The organism is Nocardioides sp. (assembly GCF_964228225.1).
Lineage (GTDB): Bacteria > Actinomycetota > Actinomycetes > Propionibacteriales > Nocardioidaceae > Nocardioides.
Genome location: NZ_CAXQZB010000062.1, coordinates 69,575 through 94,478, shown reverse-complemented (window position 1 = coordinate 94,478; position 24,904 = coordinate 69,575). Strand labels below are relative to the sequence as shown.

The following is a 24,904-nucleotide window of genomic DNA, read 5'->3' as shown; positions in this document are numbered from 1 at the left end:
CACCAAGGACCGTCAGGCCTTCGGTGTGCCGATCGGCACCTTCCAGCACTCCAAGTTCCTGCTGGCCGAGCTGTTCACCCAGATCGAGGTCTCCGAGGCCTACCTCGACCAGTGCGTCATCGCCCACGACAAGGGCGAGCTGACCCCGGTCGACGCCGCCAAGGCCAAGTGGTGGACCAGCCAGATCCAGAACGACGTGCTCGACCACTGCGTGCAGCTGCACGGCGGCTACGGCTTCATGAACGAGTACCGCGTGGCGCGTGCGTGGCGCGACGCCCGCGTGAGCAAGATCTGGGCCGGCTCGAACGAGATCATGAAGGAGCTCATCGGCCGCGAGCTCGGCCTCTGAGCGACCCTCCTCCCGCAGCCCCCGGTGGTCCGCCACCGGGGGCTGCGGCGTTCCGTCGAGCGTCGTCAGTCCGCGAGCAGGAAGTCGCTCACCTCGGGCCCCAGGACGTCCGCCAGCGTGACCAGACCAAGATGTCCGTCGGGGTACGAGCGCAACGTGGCATGAGGGATGAGGGAGGCCATGATGCGAGCATTTACGGGAGGGATGATCGGATCGTCCTCCCCGGCCAGGATCAGCGTCCGCTGTCGCAGGAGCGGCAGGAACGGCAGGCTGGTCCAGCCGGCCCCGGAGGTGAGCTGGCAGCAATACCCCCAGCGCTGCCCGGACGATGGCAGCGCGCCGAGGAGTCGGCCCGCCAGCTCCGGCTGTTCCCTCAACGCTCCGCCATACAGGTTGGCGGCCACCTTCTGCGCGTAGAGGGGATCCTTGTACCGATGGGGCGTGATCATCTTGGACAAGACATCGAGACGAGCCGGGACCATGACCGAGCCGGTGGCGGTCGCGCAGAGGACGACACGGCGGCAGAACCTCGGGCTCTGGAGCGCCCACTGCTGAGCGAGCCCGCCGCCCCAGGAGATGCCGAGGACGTCGGCGTGGCGATAGCCCAGGCGCGTCACCAAGCGCTGGGCGAGCACGGCCAAGCCACTGAGTCGGTACGGGAACCGAGGCCGGCCCGAGCCGCCGACGCCGGGCACGTCGAACCGAATGACCGGGATCGCGGGGTCGACCTGATCGACGAAGGGTTGGAGCAGTTCCAGTCGCGCACCGATCCCGTTGAGCAGGACGAGTGGTGGTTGCATCGTCGACGTGCCCGCACGATGGGCGACCCTGATACGGTGCGTCAGGACGGTCAGATCGAACGTGCTCGCCGACGTCTCAGGTGGCGTGGACATAGGTCCCCGGAGCCGGGTGGAGCGGCGGGTAGGCGTCCGAGCCGGGCTGCGATGGCGCAGGCACGAGGTCTCCGCTGCGGGAGTCCAACCACTCCACGTAGGCCGGCCACCAGGATCCCGACACCGTGGTGGCCTGAGCCAGGAACTCCTCCGGATCCTCCGGCGTGCTCGTCCCGTGCTGGAACTCCGCCCGGGGGTTCCCGGGCGGATTGACCATGGCCGCGACGTGCCCGCTGTTGGACAGCACGAACTCGCAGCGACCGCCGAGCATCCGGGTGCTGCGGTAGCACGTGCGCCAGGGGGTGATGTGGTCCGCCTTGCCTGCCACGACGAAGGAGTCGACCTCGATGTCGCCCAGGTCGACGGGGCCATCGCGGACGGTGAGGGACCCCGGATTCAGCAGGCGGTTGTGGATCGCCAAGTCGATGAAGTCGCGGTGGAGGGCGGCGGTGAGGCGCGTCGAGTCGGCGTTCCAGAAGAGCAGATCGAACGCCGGCGGCTGCCGGCCCATCAGGTAGTTGCTCACCCAGTAGTTCCACACGAGGTCGTCGGGCCGTAGCCAGGCGAACAACTCCGCCAGGGAGGCGCCGTCGAGGAAGCCGCGCCGGGCGGATCGACGGATGGCGCGGCGTGCCTGGTCGGGATCCAGCAGGGCCCCTGTCGCGCCCTGGACGTCCTGGTCGAGCAGGGTGACGGTGAGGGCGAGCGAGGCGACGAGGTCCTGTCCCCGGGAGGCCAGGTGCGCTGCCGTCACGGCCGCGATGATCCCGCCGGAACAGGTTCCCCACAGCGACGTCCTCGGCGAACGCGTGACGTCGAGGACGGCTCCGACGGCAGCGAGAACCGCACCGACGTAGGCATCGAGTCCCCAGGAGGCATGCTGCGCGGTGGGGTTGCGCCAGGAGATGACGAAGACGCGGTGCCCCGCCCCGACCAGGTGTTCGACCACACTGCGTCCCGGTGCGAGATCCAACGCGTAGTACTTGTTGATCATCGGCGGGACCATGAGCAGCGGTGTCGCGCGCACCTGAGGGGTGGTCGGGGTGTACTCGATGAGCTCGTACATCTCGTGTCGCTGCACCACGGTGCCCGGCGTCGCTGCGACGTCCTCGCCCACCGTGAACGCCGAGCGGTCCACCATGGTGGGGATGCGCGGCGCGGCCGACATGTCGTCCAGCAGATTGCGGAGCCCGCGCCACAGCGAGACGCCCCCGGTGTCGAACGCCTCCTTCACCGCGGCGGGGTTGAGCAGGGTGTTCGACGGAGAGGCAGCGCTCGCAGCGTTGTCGATGAGCAGCCGCAGCATGCTCTCGGTGCGCTCGTCGAGTTCGGCGTCCTGAAGCAGGAGGCGCGCGGTGCTGTGGATCGCGAGGTGCGTCTGGGCCCATCGCCGGTACGCACCGTTCTCCGTCCACGCGCGGTCGTTGAAGCGACGATCGCGCGGTAGCGGAGGGCCGTGACCGGCGACGATGTCGATGATCTCCGTCGTCAGGTCCCTCCCGCGCTTGGCGACCGTGACGGGGCGGCGGGCCAGGGCCGCCGCCCACGCGGCCAGTGGACGGGCAGGGAGAATGCCGCGCAGACCCGCCCGGCTGCCGGCCCGGGTCAGCATCATGTCCAGAGGCACTCCCTGCTCGACCTCGAGGGGGAGAGGTTCGCCGACCGCTCTCGGGCCGACACGCTCGGTGCGGGCGTGCCCGCCCGGAGTACTGGTCACGGTCGTCCTCCCGATCGGTTGCGCTCGCTCAGCCGCGCATGATGAGCTGCGCAGCCCGCTCGCCGATGACGACCGAGGGCGCGTGCGTGTGACCGCGGATGATCTCGGGCATGACGGAGGCGTCCGCGACCCGGAGCCGCTCCACGCCGCGCACCCGCAGGTCGGGATCGACGACGGACTTCTCGTCCAGGCCCATCCGCGCCGTCGAGGTGGGGTGGTAGAGCGTGTGGGAGACCTGCTCGAGCGCTGCGACGAGGAGATCGTCGTGGGTCATGCGCTCCCCACCGGCCGGCGCCAGGTACGTGCCGGTGGCGACCTCCTTGATCGCGGGGGTGCCGAACACGTCGAGCACGATCTGGAGGCCGCGGAGCAGCGTGGCGCGGTCGTGGCCGTCCGGGTCGGAGAGGTAGCGAGGATCGACGACGGGCTTGGCGCGCGGGTCGGCGGAGGCGAGCCGCACCTCACCGTGGCTCTTGGGCTGGAGAAGGATCGGCCCCGCCGAGATCCCGTGGGCGGGGATGCCGTTGAGGCCCTCCTCCACGTAGGCCGCGGGCGCGAAGATGATCTCCACATCAGGCAGCGCGAGCGAGGGGTCGGTCCGGACGAAGCCGTAGGCCTCCGCGATGTTGGAGGTGAGCATGCCGCGCTTCTTGAGCAGGAACGACGCGAGCTGGCTCGGCTTGGTCGCGTCGAGCAGCGTGCCACCCTCCACCGAGATGGCGAAGAGACTGACCAGGTGGTCGCGCATGTTGGCGCCGACCTCCGGTGAGTCGACCACGACGTCGATCCCGTGACGGCGCAGCTGCTCGGCGTCCCCGATGCCGGAGAGCATCAGCAGCTGCGGGGTGTTCACGGCCCCGCCGCACAGGACGACCTCGCGGGTCGCGTGGGCGGTGCGCCGCGAACCATCAGCCGCGATGTACTCCACGCCGGTCGCCGTCCGTCCGGTCATGACGACCTTGGTGGCCTGTGCCTCCGTGCGGACGGTGAGGTTCTTGCGGCTCTTGCGGACGGGCGTGAGGTAGGCGCGCGCGGCACTGTGGCGCGTGCCCTTCGCCTGGGTCACCCGCGTCCGGGTGAAGCCGCGGGGCTCATCACTGTTGGCCATCTCGACCTCGTAGCCGGCCTGGCGGACGGCGTCGAGGAAGACGTCGGTGAGTGCACGGGGATCGCGCTGCTCCTCGACGCTGATCTGCGTCGACCCCAGGGTCGAGGCGAGAGAGCGGTAGTTCCACTGCGGACCTGCCAGCTCCCCCCAGGTGTCGTAGTCGGCCGCGAAGCCGGGCACCCACATCATCGCGTTCAGCGCCGAGGATCCGCCCAGCACCTTGCCCCGGGGCCAGTAGACCGTCCGGCCGTCGAGGCCGGGCTGAGGTGTCGTCTCGTAGTTCCAGTCGTACTTGGACTTGAAGAGCTCCGAGAATCCGGCCGGGATGGCGATGTTCGGGCTCTTGGCCTCCCCGCCCGCCTCGAGGAGGAGGACGCTGACGGAGGGGTCGGCCGAGAGCCGGTTGGCCAGGGGGGAGCCGGAGGAGCCGGCTCCGACGATCACGTAGTCGAAGGTGTCAGTCATCGGGTGTCCGTTCGGGTTGGCGGGGTTCAGGCGCGGAATGCGGAGGCGAAGATGCTGGGCAGCTTCGACCACGAGGGCTTGCTGGCGTAGCCGCTCAGCTTGCGTCCGGTGCTCGCCGCACTGCGTGCGGTGACGAACCACGGGGGCTTGGGGAACAAGGTCAGCTCGCCGCGCAGGACGGAGCGGGGGAAGGGGCGGAACGGTCCCGTGACGACAGTGCGCTCGACGTGCTCGAAGAGCAGCCCGTTGTGCACGATCCCGATGCCGCTCTGCGCGTCGTCGAGGGTGTGGCCGGGGAAGGCGCCCCAGGTCGCGGTCGGCGCCAGGAAGGCCAGACCGGTCCAGGTGTTGATGGCGATCGCCCCGTACCGGAGGCGGGCGATCGACTCCTGGAAGGAGGCCCCGAGTCGGCGCCGATCGGCCGGCGCCACGAGCACGTTGGCGCTAAGCGTCCCGGTCAGCTCGGTGTTGGAGTAGTCCACGGCTCGGTCGAGGAAGGTCTTCTGGTCGCCGGATCCGTCGAGCTCCACGACACCCAGGACCGGAGCGAAGTACTCGGTGGTCAGAACGGGAGCAGCGTCATGGGCAGGGACTCGGACGAGGAGCCGCCCGCTGGTCGAGCAGACCTCCACGCCCTCGTGGGCGAGTTCGGCATCGCGCAAGCGCTCCTGCGATCCCGGGTACCACGGGTCCCTGGCCGGGATGTTGGAGAGCGCGCGGCGCATCTCCTTGATGAAGTCCTCCCGCTGCGGCCACCCGGCGTCGAGGACCACGATCTGCGCTGCGCAGCAGTTGTGCCCGGCGTTGTGAAGCCGCATCGAGGCGACGTTCTCCGCCTGGAAGCGCAGGTCCGAGCGCGACCAGCGGCCGGGGACGACGATCACGGGGGCCACGCCCCCGAGCTCGCTGGTGATGGGCTTCTTCAACTGCGGCTTGTTCGTCCGCCGCCGCTTCTCGGCGTCCGCGCCTCGCCCCCACACGATGGCGTCGTGCGTGCTGGCGCTGCCGGTGATGTGCACGTGCGCGATGCCGTCGTGGTTGCTGAGGTAGGTGCCCTCGGCGGCGCCGCCCTGCACGACCCGGACCAGGTCGGCCTGGATCAGCGGGGCGAGTGCCTGGCGGTAGACCGTGAGCAGGTTCGCGAACGTGGGGTTGATCTTCAGGATGGTCGCGCGGTGGTGGACGACGAGTTCGGTGAGGACGTCCAGCGGGCCGATGGAACTGATGTTGCCGGCGCCGAGAACGAGGCCGACCCCGCCGGAGTAGCCGGTTCGACGGGCATCCGCGCCGCAGTCGGCTCGCACGGTCGCCTCGTCGACCCCGGGAGCGGTCCACACCTCGGCGCTGAAGCCGTGGAAGAGGAGCGCCTCGCGGGCGTGGAGCGGAAGGACGGGCCAGGCCAGCCGGCCACCCGGGACGGTCGTCGGCGTGATGGGCGCGATCGGGGAGGCTCCGCGGGCCAACGCCTCGAGGGAGTGGGCGACGGTGGCGAAGCCGGCCAGGGTCGCGTACGGACCCGAGAGCCACTCCTCGCCGGCAGCCGGCGAGTCCGGGTCGAGGCCCTTGAGGTCGACCGCGGTGCGGGTCCAGCGATCGGCGACGCGTGCGATCGAGGCGTGGGTGCGAGCGATGAGTTGGGCGCGCTCGCCCAGCGAGGTCGCGGCCCACGCTCGGGCTCCGGCGGTCAGACAGGCGATGGCGTTGTCCAACCCCTCGGTGTCCACGGTGTCCACGTGCGCGGCGAGGGTCATGCTCTCTCCTTGATCAGGCGTGCTGGGTGGCCTGAAGGATCGATCGGAGCATGCGACCGCGCCTAGGGGCGGTGGGTCAGAAATCACTGCGGGGATTGTGCGGCGTTCCAATCAGGCGGGCCAGCGGAAGCGTCGAAGCCGTGTCCCGGCGCTCGCGGAAGGGTCGTTGGTCGCGCTGACAAAGACGACGCGGATGTCTGGCGCCGCTGCATAAGACGCCCGCGCCGGCGGTCATGTTGACTGCCGATCCATCAGCGGCGCTGTCGCGTCCCGCACCGACCCCCCTCCCGTTTGCGAAAGGTCTGAATCGATGCCCACCGTCACCTTCGTCGAGCACGACGGCACGCCCCACCACGTCGACTTCACCGCAGGTCAGTCGGTGATGGAGATCGCGACCAACAGCGCTGTCCCCGGTATCGAGGGCGACTGCGGCGGCGAGGCCGCCTGCGGCACCTGCCACGTCATCGTCAGCGATGAGTGGATCGGTGTGACGGGCCGCCGGAGTGAGCGCGAGAGCCAGATGATCGAGATGTCGCCGGAGTGTGAGGCGAACTCCCGCCTCGCCTGCCAGATGACGCCGTCCGACGACATGGACGGGCTCACGCTCCGTCTGCCCGAATTCCAGATGTGACCACGCGGCCCCTGCCGACGAGCGAGAGGTGATCCCCATGAAGGCGAAGCACGGAGTGCTCGAGCGCACGATGTCCGCGATGCAGGACAAGGTGCAGTCGACGATCCCTGCCGAACGGCAGGTCCAGGCCGCCCACCTGGTCGAGAAGGCCAAGCGTCTCGCCGGCGTCAGCAAGCCGCTGGTGCTGAAGGAGACGCCGCTCCCGGACGCGGAGGACGTCGCGCTCACCGACATCGACGTCAGCAACCCCTTCCTGTTCCGTCAGGACAAGTGGGAGTCGTACTTCAAGCGCCTACGCGACGAGGCCCCGGTGCACTACCAGGCGGAGAGCCCCTTCGGTCCGTTCTGGTCGATCACCCGATACGAGGACATCCGCGCCGTCGACACGGACCCGGAGCTGTTCTCGGCCGAGCCCTTCATCATCCTGGGCGAGGCGCCGCTGGACATCGCGATGTTCATCGCCATGGACCCGCCGAAGCACGACCAGCAGCGCAAGGCTGTGCAGGGAGTGGTGGCGCCGAAGAACCTCAAGGAGATGGAGTCGCTCATCCGCGAGCGGATTCAGGAGGTGCTCGACGGCCTCCCGACCGGTCGCCCCTTCGACTGGGTCGACCGGGTGTCGATCGAACTGACCGGTCGCATGCTGGCGACCCTGCTGGACTTCCCCTACGAGCAGCGCCGCAAGCTCACCTACTGGTCCGACACCATCAGCGGCACGACCGAGGGCACCGGGGGCACGACCCACCAGGATGAGTTCTACACCGCGACCGCCGAGCTGGCCCGGGAGTTCATCGCGCTGTGGCACGACAAGGCCGCGCGCCGCGAGGCGGGCGAGGCTCCGGGCTTCGACCTGATCACCTTGATGCAGACGTCGGAGGACACCAAGGACCTCATCAACCGCCCGCTGGAGTTCCTGGGCAACCTCACGCTGCTCATCGTCGGTGGCAACGACACCACCCGGAACTCGATGACGGGCGGCGTGCTCGCGCTGAACCGGTACCCCGACCAGTTCGAGAAGCTCAAGGCCAACCCCGACCTGATCCCCAACATGGTCTCGGAGATCATCCGGTGGCAGACCCCGCTGGCCTACATGCGCCGCGTCGCCACCCGCGACGTGCACTTCGGGGGGCAGTTCATCCGCAAGGGAGACAAGCTCCTGATGTGGTACGCCTCGGGCAACCGCGACGAGCGTCAGTTCGACGACGCGGAGGCCCTCGTCATCGACCGCGCGAACGCGCGCAACCACATGTCGTTCGGTTTCGGTGTGCACCGCTGCATGGGCAACCGGCTCGCCGAGATGCAGCTGCGCATCCTGTGGGAGGAGCTCCTCGCCCGCTTCGAGGACATCGAGGTCCTCGAGGAGCCGGAGATCGTGCAGTCGAACTTCGTCAAGGGCTACAGCCGCATGATGGTGCGTCTGACGCCGAAGCGCGACATCTGACGGGGTCGTGGCGGTCATGGACACCCCACGCGTCGTGATCGTCGGCGCCGGGCACGCGAGCGTGCAGTTGTGCGCGAGCCTCCGGCAGCACGCGTGGGCAGGTGAGATCCTCCTGATTGGGGACGAGCCGAGCCTGCCCTACCAGCGTCCGCCGTTGTCCAAGGGCTATCTCGCGGGCAAGATCGGTGCCGACGAGCTCCTGATCCGGACCCCGGACTTCTACGACAAGCAGGCGATCACCGCAGTCCACGCCCGAGTCGAGCGGCTCCACCCGGACGAACACTGGGTGGAGCTGGTCGGAGGAGCGGACGTCACCTACGACCACCTCGTGCTCTGCACGGGAGCCCGTGCCCGCCGACTCCCGATCCTCGGGAGCAACCTGGACGGCGTCCATGTCCTGCGGCAGGCCACGGACGTCGGTGGCATCCGCGCCGACCTCCCGACCAGCAAGAACGTCGTCGTGGTGGGGGGTGGGTATGTCGGTCTGGAGACGGCGGCCTCTCTGCGGAGCCTGGGGCACGAGGTGACCGTCCTGGAAGCGGGGGAACGCGTGCTCAACCGGGTCACGGCGCCGGAGGTGTCGGCGTTCTACGAGCGCATCCATCGCCGCGCCGGCGTGATCGTCCGCACCGGCGTCGAGGTCGTCGCACTCGAGGGTGACGGTCGCGTGCGGGCCGTCCGACTGGCCGATGGCGAGACGCTGCCGGCGGACCTCGTCGTGGCCGGGATCGGTGTCGTTCCGGAGACCGAGCTGGCCGAAGCCGCGGGAATCGAGGTCGCCAACGGGATCAGGATCGATGCGAACGGTCGCACGTCCCACGCCGACATCTATGCGGCGGGCGACTGCGCGAACTACGAGGATCCGCGGACTGGAGATCGGCTCCGCCTCGAGTCGGTGCCGAGTGCGGTGGAGCAGGCGAAGGTGGTGGCCGCCACGATCTGTGGCAAGGACAAGACCATCACCGCGCTCCCGTGGTTCTGGTCGGACCAGTTCGATCTCAAGCTGCAGATCGCGGGACTCAGCGACGGGTACGACGATGTCGTACTCCGGGGCGATCCGAGCGTGGACGACGACTTCGTGTGCTTCTACCTCCAGGGCGGCCGGCTCATCGCCGCCGATTGCGTCAACCGGCCGCAGGAGTTCATGTTCAGCAAGCGCGCCATCGTCGAGGGCATCACCCCGCCACGTGAGGTCCTGGCAGATTCCGCGGCGCCGCTCGCCCCGCTGCTCGCAGCCGGAAGCCGCCCCTGAACGAAGCGTCGACGAGGGCCTTCGGCTGCGGCGGGACCGGACGCCGCGGTGAATTCAGACCGGGCGGGGCGCGATGCCCCTTCCATCGCGCCCCGCCTGTCGGCGTCCAGTCAGCGAAGGGCGACGAGTGATCGGGGGGTCCTCGTTCCTCCGTCGCTGACTGGACGCCAACAGGCGTGGCGATCGTCCCGAACCGAAGCCGGAGAGTCCGTGCTCGCGGTCGTCGACGTGGTGGGCGCCGTCCAGACCGCGCTGCGCGAGTCTGTGCAGGACCGGTGCGCCGATCATGCGAGGGGCATGGGCATCTCCAACGAGGCCGCGCTCGATGCTGACGAGGAGCTGTTCGAGGAGGGCCTCCCTGTCCGTCGGTGCGAGCCATTGCCCGGGGCCGTCCGTACAGAGGACCGAGGACCCGAGGACCAACACAGCACCTCGGCCGCTGCTCGCCTCTCCGGTGGCAGGAGGCCGGCGTCCACCAGACCTTGAACAGCCGGCGGGCACGGTATCGGGGTCTGCGTCGAGGACGACACTCGCGGGGATCGTCGTCCCGGGTGCGGACTCCTCGCGAGCGGTGACGTGACGCAGGCCCGCGGCGAAGAGACCGCTCTCCTCGGGAGCGACGTGCACGTATCCGCGACCCACCGCCGTCACCGGGCGAGGGCATCGGTTCCGGGATCGACTCCGGTGGCCACGGCATCCGCGCCGGACGTCATGGCGGCTGCGAGCCTGCGCAGAGCGTGACGAGGCGCTCGTCGGGGTCGTTCCCGCCGTCGGCGAGCGCCTCGCTCAGTGCCGCCTTGGCGAGCCGGTTGGGCAGCCGGAGGCCGCAGGGAAGGTCGAGCGGCTGGTCCAGCCTCGCGTCGAGGGCGGTCATGGGGGCTCCCGGTTGTGATTGAAGTACGTTCGTAATAGTATGATCGTAATATCATCGCGGAGGCAACCCCCGATCCTGCAGAGGAGTCCCGATGGCGCGGTACGGGCCGGACCACAAGGACGCGACCCGGCGTCGCCTGATCGAGGCCGCGGGCCGCCGGTTCAAGGACGACGGCATCGACGGTGCCGGGATCTCGGCCGTCGTCGCCGAGGCGGGCCTGACCAACGGCGCCTTCTACGGCCACTTCGAGTCCAAGGACGACCTCGTCGCCTGCGTCGTCGGCGACCAGCTGGCGCGCCAGGTCGACGTCGTCGAGGCGCTGCCCCCGGGCCTGGACGCGATCGACCGGTACCTGCGGGACTACCTCTCACCCGCCCACCGCGACGACCGGGCCGGCGGCTGCCCCTCGGCGGCGCTGCTGGACGAGATCGGCCGACGCGACCTCGGCACCCGCGAGGCCTACACGCACGGGGCGCGCTCGATGATCGGGGCGATCACCCGTCGTCTGGAGGAGGCCGGGATCCCGGGCGCGCCCGATCGCGCGGTCGGGATGTTCACCCTGCTCGTGGGCTCGCTGCAGCTCGCCCGCGCGGTGACCGACCCCGAGCTCGCCGACCGCGTGCTCGCCGATGCCTACCGCACCGCCCTCACCCTCGCCACGGCCGACCTCGGCCCCCAGCAGCATCAGCCCGACCAGCCCCGCCAGGAGCAGCCATGAAGGCCTTCGCCGTCACCCGCTACGGACCCGACGGCCTGCGCGCCGTCGACGTCGCCGATCCCGTCCCCGGGGCGGGCGACGTGCTGGTCGAGGTCCGAGCGGCGGGCATCAACCCGCTCGACAAGCTCGTCCGCAACGGCGACTTCAAGCTGCTGCTGCCCTACAAGACCCCCTTCGTGATCGGTCACGACGTGTCCGGGGTGGTCACGGCGGTGGGCGGCGACGTGCGCGGGTTCCGGGTCGGCGACGAGGTGTTCGCCCGCCCCCGCGACCTGCGGATCGGCGCCTTCGCTGAGCGCATCGTCATGGACGCCGCCGACGTCGCGCCCAAGCCGGCCGGCCTCTCCTTCGCCGAGGCCGCCGCCGTTCCGCTGGTGGCGCTCACCGCCTGGCAGGCGCTCGTCGAGATCGCCGACGTGCAGCCCGGGCAGCGGGTGCTGGTGCACGCCGGTGCCGGCGGGCTCGGGTCGACCGTCATCCAGTTCGCCCGGCACCTCGGGGCCCACGTCGTGACCACCGCCAGCGGCGCCGACGCCGCCAAGGTCCGCGAGCTCGGCGCCGACGAGGTCGTCGACTACCGCAGCCAGGACTTCGCCGAGGTGCTCTCCGGCATGGACGTCGTGCTCGACTCCCTCGGCCCCGAGAGCGTCGCGAAGTCCCTGACCGTGGCGCGGCCCGGCGGTGTGGTCGTCAGCGTCGTCGGTCCTCCGGACCCGGCGCTGGCGCGCCACCTCGGCAAGCCGCTGCTCGTGCCGGTGATGGGCCTGATGAGCCGCACCGTGCGGCGCCGGGCCCGCAGGCTCGGAGTGCGCTACGCGTTCCTGTTCATGCGCGCCGACGGCGCCCGGCTGGCCGAGCTCGCCCGCCTGTACGACACCGGCGTGCTGCGCCCGGTGCTCGACCGGACCTTCGGCTTCGAGGAGACGCTCGAGGCGGTCGCCTACGTCGAGCAGGGGCGCGCCAAGGGCAAGATCGTGGTGACCCGATGACGTCCCGTCCTGCCGCGGCCGCACCCGTCACCAGTGCCACCAGTGCCACCGCGCCGACGCGGTACGTCGACGCGGCGGGCACCCGGTTCGCCTACCGCGAGCTGGGGCCCGCGACCGGGGTGCCGGTCGTGTTCCTGCACCACTTCACCGCCACGATCGACGACTGGGACCCACGCCTCCTCGACGGCCTCGCCGCCCACCGGCGGGTCGTGGTGGTCGACAACCGGGGGGTCGGCGGCACCGCCGGCCGCGTGCCCACCACCGTGGAGGCGATGGCCCAAGACGCCGTCGCGTTCATCGCGGCCCTCGGCCTCACCGAGGTGGACCTGTTCGGCTTCTCCCTCGGCGGCTTCGTGGCCCAGGTCGTGGCGCTGCGCGAGCCCTCGCTGGTGCGGCGCCTGGTGCTCACCGGCACCGGGCCCGCCGGATTCCCCGGCGTCGGGCGCCTGAACCGGCGGCTGCTCACCGACTCCGCACAGGGCGCGGTCCGGCTGCGGGACCCCAAGCCGCTGCTGTTCTTCACCCGCACCCCGACCGGCCGGGCCGCCGCCCGCGACTACATGGCGCGCCTCGCCGAGCGCACCGAGGACCGCGTGCCGGCGACCTCGCTGCGAGGCGCCGCGCGACAGCTGGTCGCCATCGTCCGCTGGGGCGCCGCCGAGCCGATGGACCTGGGCGCGATCGGTCAGCCCACGCTCGTGGCCAACGGCGAGGACGACCGGATGCTCGCCACCCGCGGCTCCTTCGACCTGGCCCACCGCATCCCCGACGCCCGCCTCGTCGTCTACCCCGACGCCGGACACGGCGGCGTCTTCCAGCACCACGACCGGTTCGTCCCCGAGGTCCTGGCCCACCTGGCCTGACCGACCCGGTCCCGGCCCGGCCCCCCACCATCGACAGGAAGCGAGACAGCCATGCCCCACCTCGAGGGAGCCGTCGTGCTCGTGACCGGCGCGAACGGAGGCATCGGTGCGCAGTTCGTCGAGCAGGCGCTCGCCCGTGGTGCCCGCAGGGTCTATGCCACCGCGCGCACCCCGCGCGACTGGGACGACGACCGCGTCGTCCCGCTGGCCCTCGACGTCAACGACCCCGCCTCCGTGGCCGCGGCCGCGACCACGGCCCGCGACGTCACCGTCCTGGTCAACAACGCCGGCTCCCTCCCGGCGGGTGCGAGCATCCTCGACCTCAGCGACGAGGAGTTCCGCGCGGGCATGGAGACCAACTTCTTCGGTCCCGTCGCCCTCACCCGCGCCTTCGCCCCGACCCTGGCCGGCCGCCCGGGCGCCGCGCTGGTCAACGTGCACTCCGTGGCGAGCTGGTACGCGTTCGGTGGCGTCTACAGCGCCTCCAAGGCCGCGATGTGGTCGGCCACGAACTCCCTGCGCCTGGAGCTCGCCCCCCGTGGCGTGCACGTGCTGGGGGTGCACATGGGGTACGTCGACACCGCCATGGCCGCCCACGCCTCCGGGCCCAAGATGTCCCCGACCGACCTCGTGTCCCAGGTGCTCGACGCCCTCGGGCGCGACGAGTTCGAGGTGCTCGCCGACGACACCACGAGAGCCGTCAAGGCCGGCCTGAGCGGTCCGGTCGAGGCCCTCTACCCCGGCCTGGTCGCCCCGTCCTGAGCCTCGTGCGCCGCCGTCGGTCGTCGTCGCTGGTAGCCGACGTCGTCGGGATCGCGCGGACCGTAGCGCGCCCCGAAGTCGGCGGCCAGCGATCGTCGGGGATCGGCAGGGCGCACGTCGACGGTGGCCGCGTAGAGGCGCAGCATCGCGGCGAGAGCGCCGTGCGCCACCGGACCGGGTGCGGGGAGGTCGTGCACGTGGCGCAGGTGGGGTGGGCACACCGCGGAGACCAGCCCCGGTGCGTGCCCGCGCAGCGGAGCCGGCAGGTAGCGCGCGCCGAAGGCCTCGATGAGCGCCCGGGTGATCTCGCGGCCCTCCGTGCTGGGGGCGAACGCGGTCCGCTCCCGCGTCGCGGCTCGGAGCCGTGGTGTCGCCTGACAGGACCGGGGAAGCCTAGGACTGCGCAGAGTTCTGCGATGCGCCCGTGGACTGCCCGCTCGTCGTCGCGGGCGCTGTGGTGCGTGCGTGCATGCCGGTGGCGGTGGCGGTGGCGGTGGCGGTGGCGGTGACGGCGGCGGTGAGCAGGACGGCGGCCGCGACCCACCACGCGGTGCGGACGTCGGTAAGGGCGGCGGTGCCGGCGGCGTCGCCGAGCAGGGTGAACAGGAGGCTGACGCCGACGACGAAGCCGAGTTGGCGGGCCATGGGTCTTCCCATTGGCGTGGATCGCGTTGTAAGCCCCTGGAGACCCGTGTCCACGCTCTATGGCCCACATAACGAGCGGAGATTTCCAAGCCTCGTAAAGGTCTGTGTGCCGATTGCCCCGATCGCGAGCCTGCGGACGGTTCGATTCATGCCACATCGCAACCGACGGAGCGGCTACCGGCCCAACCAGACCTTTGAGCCCGACCTGCGAGCCGCGCTGGACGCAGAGATCCATCGCCTCGAGGCGATCGGTGATCCCGCCGAGCGTGCGCGTGAGGTGAACTCACTCTTCAGTGCCTTCGATGACGTCCTCGACGAGATTTCGAAGGTCCGCCTCCGCGCGATCCAGCAGCTGTTTGGGACCAGGATGTCGTTGAGTACATCATCGGCGCGAGGCGACCGATCGGAGTTGACATCAACGGGAGGTCATCACCACCACAGAGGACCACCCCTTCCGGTCGGTGACCGACGAGCGCTTCGAGCGGGCTGATGAGTTCAGCCGTGGGGGGCAGGTGCTCGGCGCCGATGGTCGCGTGATCACGGTGTCCGGCCTGAGGCTCGGCACGAGGCGCGGGGCGTCGGCTTACAACCTCAGCGTCGAGGGCATCCACGCCTACCACGTCGGCCAAGCGGGCATCCTTGTCCACAACACCTTCCCGAATCCGTATGGGCGTTTGGGTAGTCCTGCGCACCGCGCGGAGGTGCAGAACATTGCCGACGAGATCACGGCGTCGGGTTTGACGCCGAAGTTCGCGGATCACGTCCCGACGCCGGGAGGCTTCAAGCAGTCGCGGTCCGTGGATGTGGCGGCTCTCGACCAAGCTGGCATTCCGGTCGCCTGTTACCAGGTGGGTCGCCAGACCATGGGCGGTCTGCGGGTCATGCGCGAGAGCCGGGCGATCTGGGATCTATGGAGCGAGTCGTCGGGGATCTCGATCATCTTCCGGGCGTATAACTAGCCATGACGCGCGGCCATCAGCTTCGGTTCTACACGCATCCGGACGACTTGCCAGATTTGGCGCGGGGGCTTGCCCAACTCGGCGCGTTGGCTGTTGACGACCGCACGCTGGAGCAGCACCTCGCGACGCACGAGTTGAAGGATCTTCGGCCCGGTTCAACGACGCTGATCGCGAACGAAGAGCTTGTGGATCACCTTGAGCCGAGATTCATGCCGAACCACAGCGTCTGGGTGCTGACGGCCGGCAGCGATGCCGTCGTGGAGTTGTCGACGTCCCCGTTCGACGGCAGGTTGCTCATGCACGGGCGCCTGTACTTCATCGCTGACTACAGCACGGGGGATCGGTTCGTACGAAAGCCGGAGGAGTTGCTGACGTTTGCTGCGTCGGTTGAGGCATGGCTGCGTGGTTGGCTGGTGAGCAGGCGACGTCGTTTGGTCGGCCCCGCTGCGGCCGTGGCACTAGATGCCGGCCTGGTCGAGCTCGGGGCCTGAGCCCGGTCACGCAGCCAGGGGTCCTATCGCATGCCCGGCCGTGTTCCCCGGTGGCGCTCCGGCGGTCTGTCGCAGTCTGCTAATTAAGTGACACTCTGTATGATAAGTTCCGCGGCGTTCGCCCTCCTCACCGACAGGGACGCCGATGACCCAGCTCAGCGACGCCGCGTGGGACGCCCTCCTCGCGATGTTCTCCGACCTCGCCGACGTGGTGCGCGCCGATGCGCGCGACGACCGCGAACGGCTGGAGGGCTACCGGGTGCTGGCGCGGGTGATGGCCCTGTGCAGCGAGCTGTCCCTCGACGTCGATCCGGAGGTGCCCCGGTTCTTCCCGATGACGACGCCGATGCGCCAGGTCGCCGGCCCCAACCCCGACGGCGAGTACGACCTGTGCGCCCTGACCCCCGGGCGGTCCTACCGCGTCACCGGCTCCCGGGAGAGCGTCACCTACCTCGGCTTCCAGGTGATGGCGGGTGTTGGGCTGACCCCGCGTCGGCAGGCCGGCTACGTCTCCGACAGCGATCTGGTGCTCGACGCCGACGGCCGGTTCACGTTCGTCCTCGCCCCGCGCGACCCCGGCACCGGTGAGCACTGCGTCCCGATCCCCGACGACGCCTCCGCGATCGTGGTGCGCCAGTACCTCGTCGACCGCGCCACCGAGCGCGTCGCCACCTACGACATCGAGCAGCTCGAACCCGCCGGACCCGTCGCCGAGCTCACCGACGCCGCGCTGGCCGACCAGCTCGGGGCGTTCATGTGGACCGCGTTCAAGCTGATGACGCTGCACCGCACCGTGCTCCCCGAGCTGATGACCGAGACCAACCGGCTGGTCACCGCCGAGGCCGCCGCGTTGGGCTCGGAGAACACCACCCCCGACAACCTCTACATGCTCGGCATGTTCGACCTCGCGTCCGGCGAGGCGCTGGTGGTCGACCTCGAACCGCCGGACACCCGGTACTGGTCGATCACGCTGGAGAACGTCTGGCACGAGTGCCTGGACCCGTTGCGCACCGTCAGCTCGGGCACGAACGCGGGCTTCGTGCGGCGCGCCGACGGGACGGTGCGCGTCGTCATCGCCGCCGAGGACCCCGGCGTCCCGAACTGGCTGGACACGGGTGGCCGCGGCCGCGGGTTCATCGTCCTGCGCTGGCTCGACACGCCGGCCCCGCCCCGCGTCCAACTCACCGTCACGCCGCTCCCGGAGGTCACCGCATGAACCCCCAGCAGTTCCTCGACGCCGCGACCGAGGCGACCGGCCTCACCGACTTCGGCGACGACGCGCTCTTTGGCGGCGACGGCTGGCGCACCGGGCTCGCCGTGCTCCTGGAGTCAATCGAGCGGGAGGCGAACCTCCACACGATGGGCGAGATGGTCGTGCAGGGCGAGCTGACCCAGTACCTGATCAACCGGCTGCGCATCGTCGAGCACCACCGTCGTCACCCCGAGATCCGCGAGCGCGATATCACCCCGCCCCTGGTGATCATAGGGCAGGCGCGCACCGGCACGACGATGCTGTTCGACCTGCTCGCGCAGGACCCCGACCACCGCGTGCCCCAGACCTGGGAGGTCGACCAGCCGCTGCCGCCCCCGCGGACGGAGACCTACCTCACCGACGAGCGGATCGCCGCCGCCGACGCGACCTTCGCGCTTGTCGACAGCGTGATCCCCGAGTTCCGGGCGGTGCACCAGCTCGGCGCGCAGCTGGCCCAGGAGTGCGTGCGGATCACGGCCAGCCACTTCGTCTCCGCGATCTTCCCGACCCAGTACCAGGTGCCGACCTACCTGGACTGGCTGATCCACACCGCGCAGGAGCAGGGCCACCTCGCAGGCGCCTACACCTGGCACCGGCGCTTCCTCGAGCTGCTGCAGAGCGAGGCCCCGGGCACCCGGTGGCTGATCAAGACCCCGATCCACTGCTGGACCCTGCCCGAGCTGATGGCGGAGTACCCCGGCGCCCTGCTGGTGCAGACCCACCGCGACCCCGCCACCGTGATGGCGTCGACCACCAGCCTGCTCGCCACCCTGCGGCGGCTCGGTACCGACGACATCGACACCCCGACCCTGGCCCGGGAGTTCGAGGAGATCATCCTCGACGGCCTGGACCGGAGCGCCGTGGCTCGGCTCGACGGCACCGTGCCCGCCGCGCAGGTCGTCGACGTCCGCTTCGGCGACCTGATGCGCGACCCGATCCCCGCGGTGCGGCAGGTCTACGACCGCTTCGGCTGGCCCCTGACCCCCGACGTCGAGCAGGCCATGCGCACCTTCCTGGAGACCCACCCCCGCGAGGGCGGCGGCCACTCCTACACCTTCGCCGCCACGGGGCTGACGCTCTCGGCGGTGCGCGAGCGCACGGCCCGCTACCGCGAGCACTTCCAGGTCCCGATCGAACAGCACTGAACGGCCGGGCCGCACCGGCGGCCGGGCCGTACGGGCGGCCGGGCCGCCCGGGTGGATCAGCGGGGGCGGATCACCGGGGGCTCAGGGCCCAGAACATCGTCTCGGTCAGGTGCGCGACGACGACGTCGGGCGGCGTCCGGTCGGCGATGAGGTGCATGACGACGGCGCCGCGGATGGTGTTCAGCGTCAGGACCGGGTCGATCGAGTCACGCGTCGCGTTCGCCTCGAGCAGCGCCACCAGCGAGGCGTGCAACGGCACCAGGAACCCCTCGACCAACCCCGGCAGCGGGGTGTCGGCATCGGCGTCGGCGGTCAGCCCCGCCACGCCGGCCCGCACGTCGGGGCGGCTGCCGTAGGCCACGATCGCGCCGATGAAGGTGTGCAGGTCCGCCCGCAGGGCACCGGTGTAGCCGGTCGGCCACGGCTCGACCCCCGAGCCGAACAGGGCCTCGGAGACGAGCGAGGCCTTCAGGGGCCACCACCGGTGCACGAGCTGGCGGGTCACCCCCGCGCGTCGCGCGACCTGGCTGAAGCTCAGGGCGGTGTAGCCCTCCTCCGCCAACAGCTCCCGGGTGGCGGCCAGCACGGCCTCGTGCCGCTCCACCGACCGGGGACGGCCCGGGCCCGCCTCGCTGGTCGCGCCCGACGTCCTCCCCGCGGCCGGAACCGGCGGACGTGGGGGAGGAGCGGTGCCGGCCATGATGCGCTCAGCGTAGTCAGGGCTGTACTGCCCGGCGCGGTCCGCTCGATCGCGCGGCCCTCCCGGGTCCTGAGGATCCGGCGGCGCCGGGGCTCGCCGTGGGGCAGCATGGCCGGATGGCGGCACGGGGGTCGGGGCGAGCGGTGTGGGTCTGGAGCGCCCGGGACCTCGACGGCGCGTGGGGGTTCCTGGAGCGCCGTCGGGTCACCGAGCTGTTCCTCCACGTGCCGTGGGAGGTGCGACGACGCCGCGACGAGCGCGCCCGCATCGCCGACGCCGTGGCGCGGGCCCACCGCGCCGGGATCCGGGTGAGTGCGCTGGGCGGGACACCGGACTGGATCCACCGACCGGGGGAGGTCGTGCGCCGGTGGTTGCGCCCGGCGCTGGAGGCCGCTCCCTTCGACGGGGTGCACCTCGACGTCGAGCCGGACTTCGGGCAGGACCGGGCGCGGGCGGCGCGCGGCCTGGTCGACGTCGCTGAGACCGTGCGCGCGCAGCTGCCGGCGGCGACTCCGCTCGAGGTCGACGTGCGCTTCTGGTACCCCTCGGTGCGCCTGGGGGACACCGACCTCGCGCGGGCCCTGTGCGGGCCGGCCGACTGCCTGAGCATCATGAGTTACCGGCGACGCACGTCGGGGGCCGACGGCTCGATCGAGCTGACGCGTCCCACGGCGCGGGCCGTCGCCGAGACCGGCAGCGCGTTCCGGGTCGGTCAGGAGACCCTCGACCTCGGACCCGGGCCGGTGCAGACCAAGCAGACCTTCTTCGGCCGGCCCGCGGCCGAGCTGGACGCGGCGCTGGGGCGGCTGCGCGAGGCGTTGGCCGACGCCCCCGGGTTCGCCGGCCTCGCCGTGCACGACCTGCCGGGCTGGCAGGCCCTGCCGCGGGACTGACCGGTCGAGCAGGACCGCGCCCGGTCAACGACCGGGCAGCGCGGGCTCCATCCGCCACGTCGCGGTCCCGTCGCCCGCCGCCGCGGGCCCGGTGGGCACGGTGGGCACCCGCACCTCGAGGAACTCCTGCTCCCCGACGGCACGGAACTCGTGGGGCCAGCCGGCCGGGACCAGCTGCTCCAGATCGGTCGGGCCGGCGTCGCCGGCGTCGTCGTCACCGGTCAGCACGCCGCGCGGGCCGACGAGGAAGAGGTGGGCCTGGCCCTGGGTGAGGAACCAGCTCACCGTCAGCGATCCGCCCGGCGGCGCGAGGTCGACGGCGCGCAGCACCAGGCCGCCCACCCGTGCGGCCTCGAGGCGGTCGGCGGCGTCGTGGTCGCCGCAGCGCAGCACGAGATCCACCCCGCGACGACGTGCCTGCGCCAGCGCGCGTGCGAACCAGACGCCGAGCCGGTAGGCCGAGGGGCTGAGCAGCAGCAGCTGGCGCAGGTAGGTCTCCTCGGCCGCACACGCGGCGCGCACCTCCGCGTCGTCAGGACGCGCCTGCCCGGTGGCGAGGCGCTCGAGCAGGTCGACGGTGCGTTCGAGGCCGGCCACCTCCCACACCCGCCGTCCCTCGGCGACCTCCCGCTCGACCAGGGTCTCGTGCTCGGTGGCCGCGGCGAGGGCGCGCACCTGCTCGGACTCGGTGACGATGCGCCGCACGAGGCGGGTGAAGCCCCACCACGCCAACGCCAGCAGCAGGGAGGGCGCGGTGCCGACCAGCACGACGGCGGCGTACTGGACGTCGTCGCGCCCGACGACCGCCGCCACCGTCAGGGCGGTGGCGAGGTGGAGTCCGACGGCGACGGCCACCGCTCGCCGGGGAGCGGCCAGGACGAGCACCATCAGCAGCGGGGCGACGCCGATCGCCTGGAGGTAGATCACCTCGCTGCGGCCGAGGTCCACCCCCGCCAGCGCGGCGAGGGAGGCCAGCGGCAGGAGCACCACCAGGAGCGCGACCGCCCGTGGCGACACGCGTCCGTACCGCCGGGCGCTGCGCCAGGCGGCGAGCAGGCCGAGCCCGACGAGGAGCAGCATCGCGTAGGTCCAGGTGACCCGTCCGGGCCGGTTGGCAGCCTCGATGAGTACGCCGACGGCGACGATCCCGCCCCCGAGCAGCCAGCACGCGCGCCGGACCAGGTCCTCCGCCACGCACTCCGGCGTCGGGTCGGGCCCCGCCTCCGGCTCCGCGGAGGGGCCCTCGCTTCCCACGAGCCGGTAGCTGATCCGGACCCGGGTGCCTTCCCCGGGGCGTGACAGGACCTGCGCCTCACCGCCGACCGCCGCCATCCGCCGCCCGATGGACTCCAGGAGCCCCGAGCCCCGCGCGACCCGCGCCGGGTCGAACCCCAGGCCCGCATCCGTCACCTCGATCGCCACCTCCTCGGCCGAGAGGCTGATCACGACGCGGGCCTCCGGCACCTGCGCGTGCTTGGAGACGTTGCGCAGCGCCTCGCCGACCGCCCCGCCGAGCGCCGCCGCGACCCCCGGGGGCAGCGACTCCTGCAGCCGGTCCAGCGCGGCGTCGTCTGGACCGATCCGGGTGACCGAGATCGGCTCCTCGGTCACCGCGACGTCGCGCAGCCGGGCGGTGCCGCGAGGTCGGCGTTCGAGCAGGGTCCGGGCCGTCTCGAGGTCCTGGCGGCAGCGGTCCCGGATGCGGAGGTCCCGCTCCTCGTCGCCGCCCCCGCCGGCGGCGATCGCGGCGAGGGTGTTGATGACGGTGTCGTGCAGCACCCGTGCGTCCTCGGCCGCCTCGACGCCGGCCATCCGGCCGGCCAGTCGCGCGGCCCGCTGCGTCTCCAGGTCCTGCCGGTACCGGTCGGCGGTGTCCGCGAGACTCCACAGCGACGGCATCGCGGTGCGGACGACGCCGGCGACCACCACCGCCGTCACCGTGAACGCCGACGCCACGGGGAAGGTCCAGATCCCGTCGTCGAGGACGAGGGCCGCCACCACCGCGACCGAGCCCAGCACCGGCACCCAGGTGCGGGAGCGATCGACGCTCCCGAGGGCGGAGGCGAGGTAGAGCAGGTTGCCCAGCCAACAGGCGGCCAGCGCGATGGCGTCGTCGACCGTGCGCGCGGCGAGGTAGTCGAGCAGCCAGACGGGATAGGTGCCGATCAGCAGGGCGACGTAGGGGACCCGCCCCCGCAGCGCCGCCAGGGTGCCGGCGACCGCCAGCAGGTGGACCGCGGCGATCGCGGCCGTCGGGAGGCGCGTCGGGGCCGCGACGACGACGAGCACCATCACCACGTGCCAGCCCAGCAGGCCGAGCAGCAGGGTGCGCTGGAGGGACACGGCCATGCTGCGGGCCACCGTGCCGCTCGGGCGCATCCCGGCGCGCGCCCAGGCGCGCCACCGCCTCCAGCCTGCGATCACGTCCCATCGATAGGCGTTCCCGGGCGTCCGGCGCCCCGTCAGGCGCCCGCGGACACCGGATTCACCCCCGAACGGGGGGTCGCCCCACCGACCTCGAGGAGGTCCTGTCCCCGGATCGAGGTCAGGTGCAGCACCGGTCCGTCCGCCCCGGCGCGCCGCGCCATCACCTGCTCCCCCCAGCCCTCGGGACCCACGACGGTGAGCAGGGGTGCGGCCCCGTCACCGAAGCGGGCGACCACCAGACCCTCGCCGCGTCCGGCCGCCCGCACGCAGTCGGCCAGCACCTCACCGAGCCCCCGGGCGACCGTGGCATCGGCGACGTCCTCCGGTCCGACCCGCAGGGTCAGCTCCATCCCGCGGGTCCGGGCCGCCCCGAGCGCGCGGGCCAACCACGGTCCGAGGTGGACGAGCGTGGGTGGGAGGAGGAGGAGCTGGCGCAGGTGGTGCTCCTCGGTCGCGGCGCGCGCGGACAGGGCCGGTGCGTCGGGGGCGAGGTGCCCGTCGGCGACGTCCCGCAGCACGTCGAGGGCCGCCGACACCTGCGCCTCGCGCCAGAAGCGCTGGATCCGCGCTGCGCCCTGCAGCTCGGCGAGCGCGAGTCGGTCGGCGACCTGGCGACGCCGGGCCTGCTCGGCGTCCTCGGTGAGACGCCGCAGCGCGAGGAGGAAGATCGCCCAGATCCCCAGCTGGCCGACCTGGAGGCCGGCGTTGGCCAGCACGATCCCGGCCTCGGACCCGGAGTCGGCGACGTCCACGGCCACCACGACCGCGGTGGCCAGCAGGGTGCTGATCGCCGCGAGGACCAGCCGAGGCCGGTCGAGGACGACGAGCAGCAGCAGGAGCAGCGGGGTGACGCCGATGCCGAGCCAGAGCGCGGGCCGGCCCGCCGGTGCCAGAGCCCCGTAGGCCGCGCACGCCCAGCCGACCGGCACTCCGATCGTCAGCAGGGCCGCGGTCGTCCGGGGCAGCCGGTCGCGCCGCACGGTGCCGGCCGCGACCAGGGTGAGCACCGCCACGAGCACCGCCGAGACCGCACTCGCGGTGGGGAGGCCGCCGATCGCCACGGTCAGGAGGGTCGCCAGCGCGACGGCGATGGCCCAGCCCCACGCCCCGAACCGGGCCACGGCGGCGCGCGCCCGGGCGAGCTCCGCGGCCTCCTCCGGTCGCGCCCGGCCCTCCCGGTCCTCGCCCACGGTGAGCAGGACCCGGGTGCCGCGTCCGGGGGCCGCGGTGACGGTCACCTCGATGCCGTGCTCCTCGCAGCGGGCGACCACCGACTGCGCGAGGCCGCCGGTGCGGCGACCGGTGACGGCCTCGGGGCGGAACCCGACGCCGGTGTCGCTCACCACGACGCTCACGTGCGCACCTGCGTCGCCGATCCGCGTCGCGACCGTCGCCGACGCCACGCCGGCGTGCTTCGCGACGTTGCGCAGCAGCTCGCTGATCGCTGCCGCCATCGCCGGCCACCGTTCGGCCCCGACCGCCGCGGCCACCGCCTGCTCGGCCTCGCCGATCCAGGTGACGCTGAGCCCCAGCGGCACCACCACCGGGACGGGGTCCACCGCCGGCGCTGCGCGATCCCGCGCCGGTCGCAGCGTCGTGGGCAGCAGCGACTCCAGGCGTGCGACGTCGTCGCGGCACCGGCGCCGCACGCGGGCGACGTCGCTCAGCGCCCGCCCTCCGGCCGCGAGGACGCCCAGGGTGTTGATGACCGTGTCGTGCAGGACGCGGTTCTGCTCGGAGGCGGCGCGCTCGGTCGCGCGGGCGCGCACCAACCGCTCGTGGGCCTCGGCCGCCTCGCTCAGGCGTCGGTCGATCGTGCGCGCGTGGCGGTCGATCCCCCGGGCCAGGACGGCGGCCGCGACGGCGAAGCACGCCGGTGGGAGCAGCATCGCGAGCACCAGGCTGTCGTCGTGGCGCGTGCCGACCCACGCGGCGTTCGCCAGGACCGGCGGGAGGACCGCGACGGTCGCGGCGATCGGCGGCAGGCAGAGGTACGGCGTCGCGACCACCACGAACGACATCGCCAGGACCGTCTGTGCGAGCCGGTCGGCGGTGAGCGCCAAGTCGGCGCCGAGCAGTGCCACGAACCCGACGGAGAACAGCATCCGGGGGGCGAGCACACGGGCGCTGCGGATCGCCGGCACGCTGAGGAGGGCGAGGGCCACGTGGAGGAGCGGCAGCCACACCGGGACGGCGTCGGTGGCGGTGATCAGCACCCCGAGGGCGCACTGCCACAGGGCGAGTCCCGACGCCGCCGACGTCCAGATCGCCCCGTCGAGACTCGACCGGGCTCCCGACCCGACGGCGCCCGACCCGACGCCGCCCGACCCGACGGCGCCCGACATCGTCCCCGGTGTCGTGGCAGAGGGGTTCTCGGTGAGCATCGGGGTCACGACAGCCCACCGGCCCGGCCGCTGATCCGGCGCGCGATCGGACGGGGCCCGATTCCCCCCCGAACGGGGGTGGGCCCCCGCCCCCGAACGGGGGGGAAAGCCCCCGCGGGGGGCCGCTGCCGCTCGGCGGCGGCCCCGCCCGCGGCGACGCTGTGCCCGCAGATCGGGCGTCCGGGACCGTCGTCG

23 protein-coding genes are annotated in these 24,904 nt (G+C 72.0%); 13 read left to right on the top strand and 10 right to left on the bottom strand.

Annotated features, from left to right (window positions below; genetic code table 11):
* Positions 1 to 349: acyl-CoA dehydrogenase family protein (locus ACERUJ_RS16115; RefSeq protein ID WP_370249813.1), on the top strand; the 349-nt coding region annotated here is incomplete at its 5' end.
* A gap of 65 nt (positions 350 to 414) precedes the next feature.
* Here the strand turns inward: ACERUJ_RS16115 and phaZ are convergent.
* The 4 genes from phaZ to ACERUJ_RS16095 are packed head-to-tail and all read right to left on the bottom strand — an operon-like array spanning position 415 to position 6,283.
* Positions 415 to 1,242 (bottom strand): poly(3-hydroxyalkanoate) depolymerase, encoded by an 828-nt coding sequence (gene phaZ / locus ACERUJ_RS16110; protein ID WP_370249811.1) that lies wholly within the window; start codon positions 1,240 to 1,242, stop codon positions 415 to 417.
* The gene (locus ACERUJ_RS16105; protein WP_372715314.1) at positions 1,226 to 2,959 is read right to left on the bottom strand and encodes a PHA/PHB synthase family protein; all 1,734 of its coding nucleotides are present in this window, start codon (positions 2,957 to 2,959) and stop codon (positions 1,226 to 1,228) included. Before ACERUJ_RS16105 ends, phaZ begins: the two co-directional genes overlap by 17 nt.
* A gap of 28 nt (positions 2,960 to 2,987) precedes the next feature.
* Positions 2,988 to 4,532: a GMC family oxidoreductase gene (locus tag ACERUJ_RS16100; protein ID WP_370249809.1), complete on the bottom strand. Its 1,545-nt coding sequence runs from the start codon at positions 4,530 to 4,532 to the stop codon at positions 2,988 to 2,990.
* Between the two features lie 26 nt (positions 4,533 to 4,558).
* Positions 4,559 to 6,283, bottom strand: coding sequence for an aldehyde dehydrogenase family protein (locus ACERUJ_RS16095; protein ID WP_370249807.1), 1,725 nt, complete (start codon positions 6,281 to 6,283; stop codon positions 4,559 to 4,561).
* Between the two features lie 310 nt (positions 6,284 to 6,593).
* On the opposite strand from ACERUJ_RS16095, the gene ACERUJ_RS16090 reads away from it, so the two are divergent.
* Genes ACERUJ_RS16090 through ACERUJ_RS16080 form a run of 3 tightly spaced genes read left to right on the top strand, consistent with a single transcriptional unit; the run spans position 6,594 to position 9,607 of the window.
* Positions 6,594 to 6,914 carry a 2Fe-2S iron-sulfur cluster-binding protein gene (locus ACERUJ_RS16090; protein WP_370249805.1) on the top strand — a complete coding sequence of 107 codons (321 nt, stop codon included), beginning with the start codon at positions 6,594 to 6,596 and terminating at the stop codon, positions 6,912 to 6,914.
* Between the two features lie 37 nt (positions 6,915 to 6,951).
* Complete coding sequence (locus tag ACERUJ_RS16085; RefSeq protein WP_370249803.1) at positions 6,952 to 8,355, top strand: cytochrome P450; 1,404 nt, start codon at positions 6,952 to 6,954, stop codon at positions 8,353 to 8,355.
* 16 nt (positions 8,356 to 8,371) lie between these two features.
* Entirely contained in the window at positions 8,372 to 9,607 is a 1,236-nt protein-coding gene (locus ACERUJ_RS16080) for an NAD(P)/FAD-dependent oxidoreductase (RefSeq protein ID WP_370249823.1), read from the top strand.
* Between the two features lie 709 nt (positions 9,608 to 10,316).
* On the opposite strand, the gene ACERUJ_RS16075 is transcribed toward ACERUJ_RS16080, so the two are convergent.
* Positions 10,317 to 10,481: a hypothetical protein gene (locus ACERUJ_RS16075; RefSeq protein ID WP_370249802.1), complete on the bottom strand. Its 165-nt coding sequence runs from the start codon at positions 10,479 to 10,481 to the stop codon at positions 10,317 to 10,319.
* Between the two features lie 91 nt (positions 10,482 to 10,572).
* Here ACERUJ_RS16075 and ACERUJ_RS16070 point away from each other — a divergent pair, with 91 nt between their 5' ends.
* From ACERUJ_RS16070 to ACERUJ_RS16055, 4 genes are read left to right on the top strand one after another with little or no spacing between them, the layout of a single operon-like run.
* Positions 10,573 to 11,199: a TetR/AcrR family transcriptional regulator gene (locus ACERUJ_RS16070; RefSeq protein ID WP_370249801.1), complete on the top strand. Its 627-nt coding sequence runs from the start codon at positions 10,573 to 10,575 to the stop codon at positions 11,197 to 11,199.
* A complete protein-coding gene (locus tag ACERUJ_RS16065) occupies positions 11,196 to 12,188 on the top strand; it encodes an NADP-dependent oxidoreductase (RefSeq protein ID WP_370249800.1) in 993 nt (330 codons plus the stop codon). Before ACERUJ_RS16070 ends, ACERUJ_RS16065 begins: the two co-directional genes overlap by 4 nt.
* Positions 12,185 to 13,051, top strand: a complete 867-nt coding sequence (locus ACERUJ_RS16060; RefSeq protein WP_370249798.1) for an alpha/beta fold hydrolase — start codon at positions 12,185 to 12,187, stop codon at positions 13,049 to 13,051. The genes ACERUJ_RS16065 and ACERUJ_RS16060 overlap by 4 nt, the downstream gene beginning before the upstream one ends.
* Positions 13,052 to 13,102: 51 nt before the next feature.
* Positions 13,103 to 13,813 carry an SDR family oxidoreductase gene (locus ACERUJ_RS16055; RefSeq protein WP_370249797.1) on the top strand — a complete coding sequence of 237 codons (711 nt, stop codon included), beginning with the start codon at positions 13,103 to 13,105 and terminating at the stop codon, positions 13,811 to 13,813.
* On the opposite strand, the gene ACERUJ_RS16050 is transcribed toward ACERUJ_RS16055, so the two are convergent.
* Both ACERUJ_RS16050 and ACERUJ_RS16045 read right to left on the bottom strand, forming a co-directional pair.
* The gene (locus ACERUJ_RS16050) at positions 13,786 to 14,034 is read right to left on the bottom strand and encodes a hypothetical protein (protein WP_370249796.1); all 249 of its coding nucleotides are present in this window, start codon (positions 14,032 to 14,034) and stop codon (positions 13,786 to 13,788) included. The two genes, ACERUJ_RS16055 and ACERUJ_RS16050, sit on opposite strands and share 28 nt — an antisense overlap.
* 172 nt (positions 14,035 to 14,206) lie before the next feature.
* Positions 14,207 to 14,458, bottom strand: a complete 252-nt coding sequence (locus tag ACERUJ_RS16045; protein ID WP_370249795.1) for a hypothetical protein — start codon at positions 14,456 to 14,458, stop codon at positions 14,207 to 14,209.
* 428 nt (positions 14,459 to 14,886) lie between these two features.
* On the opposite strand from ACERUJ_RS16045, the gene ACERUJ_RS16040 reads away from it, so the two are divergent.
* From ACERUJ_RS16040 to ACERUJ_RS16025, 4 genes are all read left to right on the top strand, one after another.
* Complete coding sequence (locus ACERUJ_RS16040) at positions 14,887 to 15,417, top strand: polymorphic toxin-type HINT domain-containing protein (protein ID WP_370249821.1); 531 nt, start codon at positions 14,887 to 14,889, stop codon at positions 15,415 to 15,417.
* A 2-nt stretch (positions 15,418 to 15,419) separates the two neighbouring features.
* The gene (locus ACERUJ_RS16035; RefSeq protein WP_370249793.1) at positions 15,420 to 15,908 is read left to right on the top strand and encodes a hypothetical protein; all 489 of its coding nucleotides are present in this window, start codon (positions 15,420 to 15,422) and stop codon (positions 15,906 to 15,908) included.
* A 145-nt stretch (positions 15,909 to 16,053) separates the two neighbouring features.
* Positions 16,054 to 17,124 (top strand): DUF1214 domain-containing protein, encoded by a 1,071-nt coding sequence (locus ACERUJ_RS16030; RefSeq protein WP_370249792.1) that lies wholly within the window; start codon positions 16,054 to 16,056, stop codon positions 17,122 to 17,124.
* Complete coding sequence (locus tag ACERUJ_RS16025) at positions 17,121 to 18,305, top strand: sulfotransferase (protein WP_370249791.1); 1,185 nt, start codon at positions 17,121 to 17,123, stop codon at positions 18,303 to 18,305. Before ACERUJ_RS16030 ends, ACERUJ_RS16025 begins: the two co-directional genes overlap by 4 nt.
* A 70-nt stretch (positions 18,306 to 18,375) precedes the next feature.
* Here ACERUJ_RS16025 and ACERUJ_RS16020 read toward each other — a convergent pair whose 3' ends face one another.
* Entirely contained in the window at positions 18,376 to 18,909 is a 534-nt protein-coding gene (locus tag ACERUJ_RS16020; protein WP_370249789.1) for a TetR/AcrR family transcriptional regulator, read from the bottom strand.
* A gap of 212 nt (positions 18,910 to 19,121) precedes the next feature.
* Here ACERUJ_RS16020 and ACERUJ_RS16015 point away from each other — a divergent pair, with 212 nt between their 5' ends.
* Positions 19,122 to 19,898: a hypothetical protein gene (locus tag ACERUJ_RS16015; protein ID WP_372715313.1), complete on the top strand. Its 777-nt coding sequence runs from the start codon at positions 19,122 to 19,124 to the stop codon at positions 19,896 to 19,898.
* 24 nt (positions 19,899 to 19,922) lie between these two features.
* Here the strand turns inward: ACERUJ_RS16015 and ACERUJ_RS16010 are convergent, their stop codons facing one another.
* Positions 19,923 to 22,322, bottom strand: a complete 2,400-nt coding sequence (locus ACERUJ_RS16010; protein WP_370249786.1) for a sensor histidine kinase — start codon at positions 22,320 to 22,322, stop codon at positions 19,923 to 19,925.
* A gap of 38 nt (positions 22,323 to 22,360) precedes the next feature.
* Complete coding sequence (locus ACERUJ_RS16005; RefSeq protein ID WP_370249819.1) at positions 22,361 to 24,709, bottom strand: ATP-binding protein; 2,349 nt, start codon at positions 24,707 to 24,709, stop codon at positions 22,361 to 22,363.
* Between the last annotated feature and the right edge of the window lie 195 nt (positions 24,710 to 24,904).

What these genes read in the sequence shown, in the direction of transcription:
- phaZ (WP_370249811.1), bottom strand. Translation starts at nt 1,242, where the DNA reads ATGTCCACGCCACCTGAGACGTCGGCGAGCACGTTCGATCTGACCGTC.
- ACERUJ_RS16100 (WP_370249809.1), bottom strand. Translation starts at nt 4,532, where the DNA reads ATGACTGACACCTTCGACTACGTGATCGTCGGAGCCGGCTCCTCCGGC.
- ACERUJ_RS16095 (WP_370249807.1), bottom strand. Translation starts at nt 6,283, where the DNA reads ATGACCCTCGCCGCGCACGTGGACACCGTGGACACCGAGGGGTTGGAC.
- ACERUJ_RS16090 (WP_370249805.1), top strand. Translation starts at nt 6,594, where the DNA reads ATGCCCACCGTCACCTTCGTCGAGCACGACGGCACGCCCCACCACGTC.
- ACERUJ_RS16085 (WP_370249803.1), top strand. Translation starts at nt 6,952, where the DNA reads ATGAAGGCGAAGCACGGAGTGCTCGAGCGCACGATGTCCGCGATGCAG.
- ACERUJ_RS16080 (WP_370249823.1), top strand. Translation starts at nt 8,372, where the DNA reads ATGGACACCCCACGCGTCGTGATCGTCGGCGCCGGGCACGCGAGCGTG.
- ACERUJ_RS16075 (WP_370249802.1), bottom strand. Translation starts at nt 10,481, where the DNA reads ATGACCGCCCTCGACGCGAGGCTGGACCAGCCGCTCGACCTTCCCTGC.
- ACERUJ_RS16070 (WP_370249801.1), top strand. Translation starts at nt 10,573, where the DNA reads ATGGCGCGGTACGGGCCGGACCACAAGGACGCGACCCGGCGTCGCCTG.
- ACERUJ_RS16065 (WP_370249800.1), top strand. Translation starts at nt 11,196, where the DNA reads ATGAAGGCCTTCGCCGTCACCCGCTACGGACCCGACGGCCTGCGCGCC.
- ACERUJ_RS16060 (WP_370249798.1), top strand. Translation starts at nt 12,185, where the DNA reads ATGACGTCCCGTCCTGCCGCGGCCGCACCCGTCACCAGTGCCACCAGT.
- ACERUJ_RS16055 (WP_370249797.1), top strand. Translation starts at nt 13,103, where the DNA reads ATGCCCCACCTCGAGGGAGCCGTCGTGCTCGTGACCGGCGCGAACGGA.
- ACERUJ_RS16045 (WP_370249795.1), bottom strand. Translation starts at nt 14,458, where the DNA reads ATGGCCCGCCAACTCGGCTTCGTCGTCGGCGTCAGCCTCCTGTTCACC.
- ACERUJ_RS16035 (WP_370249793.1), top strand. Translation starts at nt 15,420, where the DNA reads ATGACGCGCGGCCATCAGCTTCGGTTCTACACGCATCCGGACGACTTG.
- ACERUJ_RS16030 (WP_370249792.1), top strand. Translation starts at nt 16,054, where the DNA reads ATGACCCAGCTCAGCGACGCCGCGTGGGACGCCCTCCTCGCGATGTTC.
- ACERUJ_RS16025 (WP_370249791.1), top strand. Translation starts at nt 17,121, where the DNA reads ATGAACCCCCAGCAGTTCCTCGACGCCGCGACCGAGGCGACCGGCCTC.
- ACERUJ_RS16015 (WP_372715313.1), top strand. Translation starts at nt 19,122, where the DNA reads ATGGCGGCACGGGGGTCGGGGCGAGCGGTGTGGGTCTGGAGCGCCCGG.
- ACERUJ_RS16005 (WP_370249819.1), bottom strand. Translation starts at nt 24,709, where the DNA reads ATGCTCACCGAGAACCCCTCTGCCACGACACCGGGGACGATGTCGGGC.